Below are 6,785 nucleotides of genomic sequence, written 5' to 3'. Positions count from 1 at the left end.
TGTTGCCGGTCGCTCTAAATCACAGGTTTCCGGACGAGGAAACTGCCAGCGGTGAGTACGCGGCTGGCCTGAATCGGGGGGCGGACAATGAACACGGGTCAACAGGTGAGGCCCTGTGGGGAGTGCGGTCATGAATGGCGCCTTCATCGTCGCGGGGAGTTGCTCCTCTGTTGTGATGTAGTGCATTGCCGGTGCCGTCAACTGGTCGGGGATTATGTAGGCCAGCTCGATCTAGAGCCGTATGAGTCGGTGCCGTGCGCGGTGGGGTGCGGGCGGGCCGCCCAGCGTGGAGACATTCGGTGCCGGCGTTGCCGGGGCGCGCTTCGCCGCGATCCGTCGTCGGCGCCGGTCCGTGCGGTTGGCCAATATCGCCGCGGCAGCCAGCGGACCGCACAATAGCGGCGTTCGGTTGGTCCTGTTTTTGTTGGGCTTTTACGGGTGTCGGATGGTGACGGGTTGTGTAGGTTCGTCGAGGCGGGTCGGGGCCGGAATCCGAACCGGAGGCTGAACGCACGTTCATCCACGGTGACGCATCGTAGCGTTTCTCCCGGCTCTACCTGGAGTTCCATGTATGGACACCGGGCCTGGAGCAAACGGCCATGTAACCGCAACTTTGACGTCTCCTGGCAGTTACGGCCAGGAAACTGGCCGGGTAGAGCCTGACTTTGATTTCTTACAATGAGTATTTTCGACGCTGTGACCCATGGGGAGGGGCCGGGCGGAACGGATCACACTGCGGCCGGCAGCGGCTGGCCATCATGCCGTATGCCGGCATGCGTCGCCGAATTTTCGAAATAGATCTGGTGACCTGTCGGTGAATGTGTTTCCCGCCCTTGTCGACTCTCCTGGTTAGGGAGTGCAATGCGTCTCGACATCATTATTCCCGCACACAACGAGGAGCATCGGATCGGTCGTACGCTGGACAGCTACCTGCGTGCGCTCGACGCGCCGGGCATTCGCTTCCTCGTGGCGCTGGATTATTGCACCGACGAAACCGCGGCGATCGTTCGTAGCCGCCAGCTCGCCGATGGCAGACTGCACATGTATCGTTACCCGAAGCTCGGCAAGGGTGGCGTGATAATTGAGACGCTCCGGCGGACCGACGCGGAACTCGTTGCTTTTGTCGACGCTGATCGCGCCACTCCGCCGGGGGAGTTGTTGAGACTCGCGGCGGTCGCCCAGGACGTCGGTGCCGCCGTGGCCAGTCGCTGGCATCCAGCGTCGCTCCTGCCCGTAGCCCGTCCATTGGGACGACGTACGGCCAGTTTCGGTTTTGCGACGTTGGTTCGCATGATGTTCCGGTTGCCCTACTTCGACACCCAGTGTGGCGCCAAGGTGTTTCGGCGAGACGTCCTGGACCAGGTCGCTCCACATCTGTCCGCCCGCGATTTCCTCTTCGACGTCGACCTTCTGGTCGTGGCCCGCGCCTTGGGATGTGAGGTGGCCGAGGTGCCCACCGTCTGGATCGACCAGAAGGGTTCGCGGCTGAATCTGTTCGCGGACAGCCGCCGCATGATTCGCTCGCTACTGCGATTGTGGCTGCGTCATCGGATGATGCCGGTCCCGGCGCCCGTCCCCGCCGCACCAGGGGTCGCGCCGGCACCGCTCATGACAGGTCAGCGAGTGGTCGATGTCGCGGCCTGATGTAGCACTGGTGGCGCCCTATCCCCCGCGGGGCGCGAAGCACGCAGGGTCGAGCGGTGTCGCGTCCTATGCCGCGAATCTGGCGACGTCGCTGGTTGACGCGGGCGCGACGGTCGCGGTGGTTGCTCCTAAGATCAAGATGGTGGAGGCGGATGCGGCGGTCTCCGGTGACGGCCCGGTGCTCACCATCCATCGGTCGTTCGGTGACCGACCGTGGTCGCTGCTGGCAGCCTGGCGGGCCGCGCGTGAGACCGGAGCTCCGATCATCCATCTGCAGCACGAGCTGTTCCTCTACGGTGGGGCGGCGGCGCTGCCGTCCCTGGTGACGGCGCTGTCTGCCCGGCGGCGTGGCCGACCTGCGGTTGTCGTCACCATGCACCAGGTGGTCTCACCTCAGGACGTCACACCGGAGTACACGCGGATGCACCGGGTAACGGTACCGGCCCCAGTGGCGCGCGGCGGGCTTGCCGGCCTGCAGCATGCGGTCAGCCGGCTCGCCGACGCGGTCGTTGTCCACGAACGTGCGTTCACCGATGTCGTACCGTCCGCCGTACTCATCCCACATGGGATCGAGGAACTTCTCACCCCGGATCGCCGGGACAGCCGGCTCGCGCTTGGCCTGGACGGTCGGCTGACCGTTTTGTGCTTCGGCTTTGTCGCGCCCTACAAGGGCCTCGAGCTTGCCTGCGAGGCTGCCGCGTTGGCCGGTGACACCGTCCAGCTTGTGGTTGCCGGGGGTGACCATCCGCGGATGACCGGAACGGGTAACTACGCGGACGGGCTTCGCGAACGGTTCGCAGGGACGGTCCGGTTCGTCGGGTACGTCCCGGAAGAGCAGGTTGGCAAGTGGTTCGCAGCCGCCGACCTCGCGTTGCTGCCGTATCCGAAACCCCACGCGAGCAGCGGCGTCCTGGCTCTGGCGTTCGGTTACCGAACCCCGGTACTGCTCTCACATGCGCTGGCCGACTGCGTCGGCGCCCCGCCGCTGATGACCATACCGGGAACGCCCGCGGCGCTTGCTGACCGGTTGCGGGAACTCGCGCGGGACCAGGCGCAACTCGACCGGATCCGCACGGCGAACGCTTTCCTCGCCGACGGTAGGTCCTGGCCCACCGTGGCCAGTCGTCATCTCGATCTCTACGAGGAGGTGACCGGTGGCAAGGGTGCTGTTGGCCGGCGCGTTCGGACAGCGTAATCCGGGCGACGAAGCGCTGCTGCAGGCGTTCCTGCGGGCGCTGTCGGACTGTGACATCGTGGTCACTACAGCCCGTCCAGGATGGACCGAACATACCTATGGATGTGACGCCGTCGACAGTGGCGACCTGTGGGCGGTCGGCCAGGCACTTGTGGGTGCGGACGTGCTCGTCCTCGGTGGCGGAACGATTTTCAAGACGCTGCACCCGAGCGCGGGCCGTTCGCAGCGTTCGCTGTTGATGCGCTCGCTCGCGCTTGTCAGCTCGGCGCGAACGCTGGGACGTCGGGTGGCCGCGGTCGGTGTCGGTGCCGGTCTGCTGCCTGATCCCGTCTCGCGACGGCTTGCCCGCGAGCTGGTCCGCCGGATCGACCTTCTCGTTCTCCGCGACGAGGAGTCCGCTCACCTGCTGGGTAACTGCGGGGCACCGACACCGTTTCGGGTCGGCTCCGACCCCGCGTGGACGTTGCTGAACCCACCCCTGCATACCGGGGGTCGGCACAGTACCGGGAGCCGGCACAGTGGCCGTGACGACACGATTCTGGTTGCGCTCAGTCATTTAGCGGCGAGCGGACGGGAGCTGTGGTCGTTGCTCGACCGGCTCGCGGATGCCCTCACCGAGCAGGCCGCCGACGGGCTACAGGTACTTCTCCAGCCGTGGCAGGTCGGTGTCGGTACCACGGGAACGGACGACCATGCGGTAGCGGCATATCTGCAGACTCGCCTTGACGGCAGCATTGTCCTGCCACCGCCGGCGGACCTGACCGAGGCGCGGGCGAGCGCCGCCTCGGCCAGGTTGCTCGTCGCGATGCGCTTCCACGCGCTCGTCGCCGGTGCCGCCGCGGGGACCCCGGTGGTCGCGGTCGCACACGAGGCCAAGCTCGCCGGCCTCGCGCGTCGGCTCGGTCAGTCCGCCGTCCGGACGGACGCGTCCACCGGTGAGCTGGCGGCCGCGATGCGCCATGCCCGGGCTGGAGCCGGCACGCCGCCGGCAAGCGTGCAGGCGGAGACCGCCCAGGCTGAGGAGGGCTTCCGACTGCTGCGACTCCTGATCGACCACGAGCGTTGGGACGAGACGGACACCCTCACCGGACTTCGGCTGGAGCCCGCGTGGTGGACGGCACATCCACCGGAGCCCGCGCCGTCAGCTGGTCCGCCCGCAGGTACGGACCGGCAGCTCACCGGGCACGTTCCGGCAACCCCACCCTCGGGTTCCCCGTAACCTGTGTCAGCAGGTTCCCGCGATATCCGGTTCGAGCGCGGGGAGAATCATGAACACCGTGAGCGTGGCGTACCGGACCGCTTCGGGCAGGGCGTCTGGCCGGGACATGTGGGTGAGCAGCGCATACTGGCTGCATGCGCCCAGCAGAACCGCAGCGGCGACAGTGGGGTCGACGTTCCGGTTGATCCGGCTGATCTGCTGCTCCTGAGCGAGATAGTACGCCACGCCATCGTGAACCGTGGACAGATCGCGACGGTCGGTGATGAGCTTCGTTCGGACCGCCGCGTGCAGTTCGGCGTCGGTGAACAGCCCCCCGGCCAGCGGCAGGTACTGCGCGAAGAACATGATTGCAGCCTGTGACAGCTCCTCGAGGTTGCCCTGTACCGTCCCGCGCCCGACGCGGAGCCGAAGCTGGTCCAGCGCGTCGTCGAGGGTTGGCAGGCCTTCGAGCATCACCGCGGTGATGAGGTCCGTTTTGTCGACAAAATGATTGTATATGCTGCCCACGGCCACGTTGGCTTCGCGCGCAATCTCCTTGGATGTCGCAACCGCCAGCCCGCGGGTGCGAATAACCTGGGTCGCCGCTTCGATGAGTCTATGTCGCATGAGCTGACGTGGCACCCGTCGCCTCCGTTTTCCCCCGTTAACGGCGGCCTTTCGGTCTGTACCGGACCTAACCGTTCTGTCTGTGCTGGAGGATAGGAGAGGATGGTCCGGAAAATATGATCGCCGGATAAAACGACGGTGTCCGGGAAGTGAACGTCGCCCGTCGAATTGCGATCAGTCAAACGCCCTCGAGGGACCCGGACGGTCGCCGCCACCGGTCCGACCGCCACCCCGCTGATCGGTCGGTGCGCTCACATTTTATGGACCCGGGTGTCCGGTACCGCCCGAAATAACCTATGTCGGTGCTGAATGCGCAGACCTACCGGGCGCGGTCATCACCACATTGTTGTTTCGCGCGCCCGGGCGCTCTTAGTTGAACAAAGGGCGTGCGATCGTGGTTCTGCTCGCACGCCCAGAAGCCCAGAAACTAGGAAATGCTTGCTACACCCGGCGGGCTGAAACGGCGGCCGGTGATCTTCTCGCTGACGCCGGTGCGATCCAGATACGGCGTGATGCCGCCGAGGTGGAACGGCCAGCCGGCACCGAGGATCAGGCACAGGTCCACATCGGCCGCCTCGGCGACCACGCCGTCGTCGAGGATGATCCGGATCTCCTCGGCGAGCGCGGCCAGCGCCGCCTCCCGCACCTGCTCACCGGTCGGCACCGGGGCGTCACCGTCGGCATGGACCCGCAGGAGTTCGGCGGCCTGCTGGTCGATCTCATGCGGATCCCCGTGCTCCGCGTAGACCCCGGTCCGGCCGGCGGCGACAAGCCGGGCAAGGCCTTCGGGTTTGCCGAAGCGGTCAGGATAGGCGGCGTGGAGGGTCTCGGCGACGTGGAGGACAACCGCCGGGCCCACCAACCCGAGCAGTGCCAGCGGGGACATCGGCAGGCCGAGGGGTTCCAGCGCCTGGTCGGCCTCGGCTGGGGGAGTACCGTCCTCGATCGCGCCGAGCACCTCGCCCATGAACCGAATGAGCAGGCGGTTGAGTGCGAACGCAGGCGTGTCGGTGGTGAGCACCGCATTTTTTTTGATCTTCTTCGCGACCGCGAGGGTGGTGGCGATGGCCGCGTCATCGGTGTGCCTGCCCCGGACCACCTCGACCAGCGGCAGGACGGCGACCGGATTGAAGAAGTGCAACCCGGCGACCCGCTGCGGATGCGCCAGCCCCGACGCCATCTCGCTGACCGACAGGGCGGAGGTGTTGGTCAGCAGCAGGGCCGTGGGGCTGAGTACCGCCTCCAGGTCGGTCAGGACCTGCCGTTTGACTGCGGGATCCTCGAACACGGCCTCGATGACGAGGTCTGCGTCGGTGAACGCGGTGAGGCCCAGCGAGCCGGTCACGCTCGCCTTCAGCCGCGACGCAGCGTCCGGGGAGAGTCTTCCCCTGGCCGACAGGTTGTCGATCTCGGTGTGGACGGCGGCCACACCGGCGTCAAGGCGGGCCTGGTCGACGTCGGTCAGCACGACCGGGACCTCCAGGCGCCGGGCGAACAGCAGCGCGAGCTGGCTCGCCATCAGGCCTGCGCCCACCACACCGACCTTGGTGACCGGGCGGGCCAGCGAAGCGTCCGGCCCACCGACTGGACGCCTCGCCCGTTTCTGTACCAGGTCGAAGGCGTAAAGGCTGGCAGCCAGCTCCTCGGTGACGGCGACGTCTGCGAGCGCGTCGGCCTCGGCGGCAAGGCCGGAGTCGAGATCGGCGGTCTCGGCGAGCTCGATCAGGTCCAACGCGCGATAGGCCGCGGGTGCGGCGCCGTGCAGCTTGGCGTCGGCCAACCCCCGGCCACGGGCGACCGCGTCGGCCCAGGCCTGCCCGCGCCGTACCGGCGTCCGCGCGGCGGCCGGGTCGATCTCACCGCGGATGACCTGACCCGCCCAGCGCAGGGCCTCTTCCAGGAAGTCCGCCGGTTCCAGGAGCACGTCGGCGAGGCCGAGCTCGACCGCCGCAGCGGCGTTGAGCATCCTGTTCTGGCTCAGCGGGTTCTCGATGGCGATGGTGACCGCCCTGTCCGCGCCGACCAGGTTCGGGAGCAGCTGGGTTCCGCCCCACCCCGGGACCACACCGAGGAAGACCTCGGGCAGGGCCAACGCCGCGACCGCGCCGGAGACCGCCCGGT

General features: G+C 67.3%; 5 protein-coding genes. 3 read left to right on the top strand and 2 right to left on the bottom strand.

What is annotated here, in order from left to right; all coding sequences use genetic code 11:
- Positions 1-861 precede the first annotated feature (861 nt).
- From U9977_RS06185 to U9977_RS06175, 3 genes are read left to right on the top strand one after another with little or no spacing between them, the layout of a single operon-like run.
- A complete protein-coding gene (locus U9977_RS06185; protein ID WP_322748207.1) occupies positions 862-1,644 on the top strand; it encodes a glycosyltransferase in 783 nt (260 codons plus the stop codon).
- Positions 1,631-2,839, top strand: a complete 1,209-nt coding sequence (locus U9977_RS06180; protein ID WP_322748206.1) for a glycosyltransferase — start codon at positions 1,631-1,633, stop codon at positions 2,837-2,839. The genes U9977_RS06185 and U9977_RS06180 overlap by 14 nt, the downstream gene beginning before the upstream one ends.
- Complete coding sequence (locus U9977_RS06175) at positions 2,799-4,058, top strand: polysaccharide pyruvyl transferase family protein (RefSeq protein WP_322748205.1); 1,260 nt, start codon at positions 2,799-2,801, stop codon at positions 4,056-4,058. The genes U9977_RS06180 and U9977_RS06175 overlap by 41 nt, the downstream gene beginning before the upstream one ends.
- Before the next feature lie 6 nt (positions 4,059-4,064).
- Here the strand turns inward: U9977_RS06175 and U9977_RS06170 are convergent, their stop codons facing one another.
- Both U9977_RS06170 and U9977_RS06165 read right to left on the bottom strand, forming a co-directional pair.
- Entirely contained in the window at positions 4,065-4,664 is a 600-nt protein-coding gene (locus U9977_RS06170; protein WP_322748204.1) for a TetR/AcrR family transcriptional regulator, read from the bottom strand.
- A 427-nt stretch (positions 4,665-5,091) separates the two neighbouring features.
- A partial coding sequence (locus U9977_RS06165) for a 3-hydroxyacyl-CoA dehydrogenase NAD-binding domain-containing protein (RefSeq protein ID WP_322748203.1) occupies positions 5,092-6,785 on the bottom strand: 1,694 nt, incomplete at its 5' end.

It is taken from the genome of Protofrankia sp. Cas8 (assembly GCF_963555845.1).
Lineage (GTDB): Bacteria > Actinomycetota > Actinomycetes > Frankiales > Frankiaceae > Protofrankia.
This window is presented reverse-complemented; position numbering and strand designations above follow the sequence as displayed.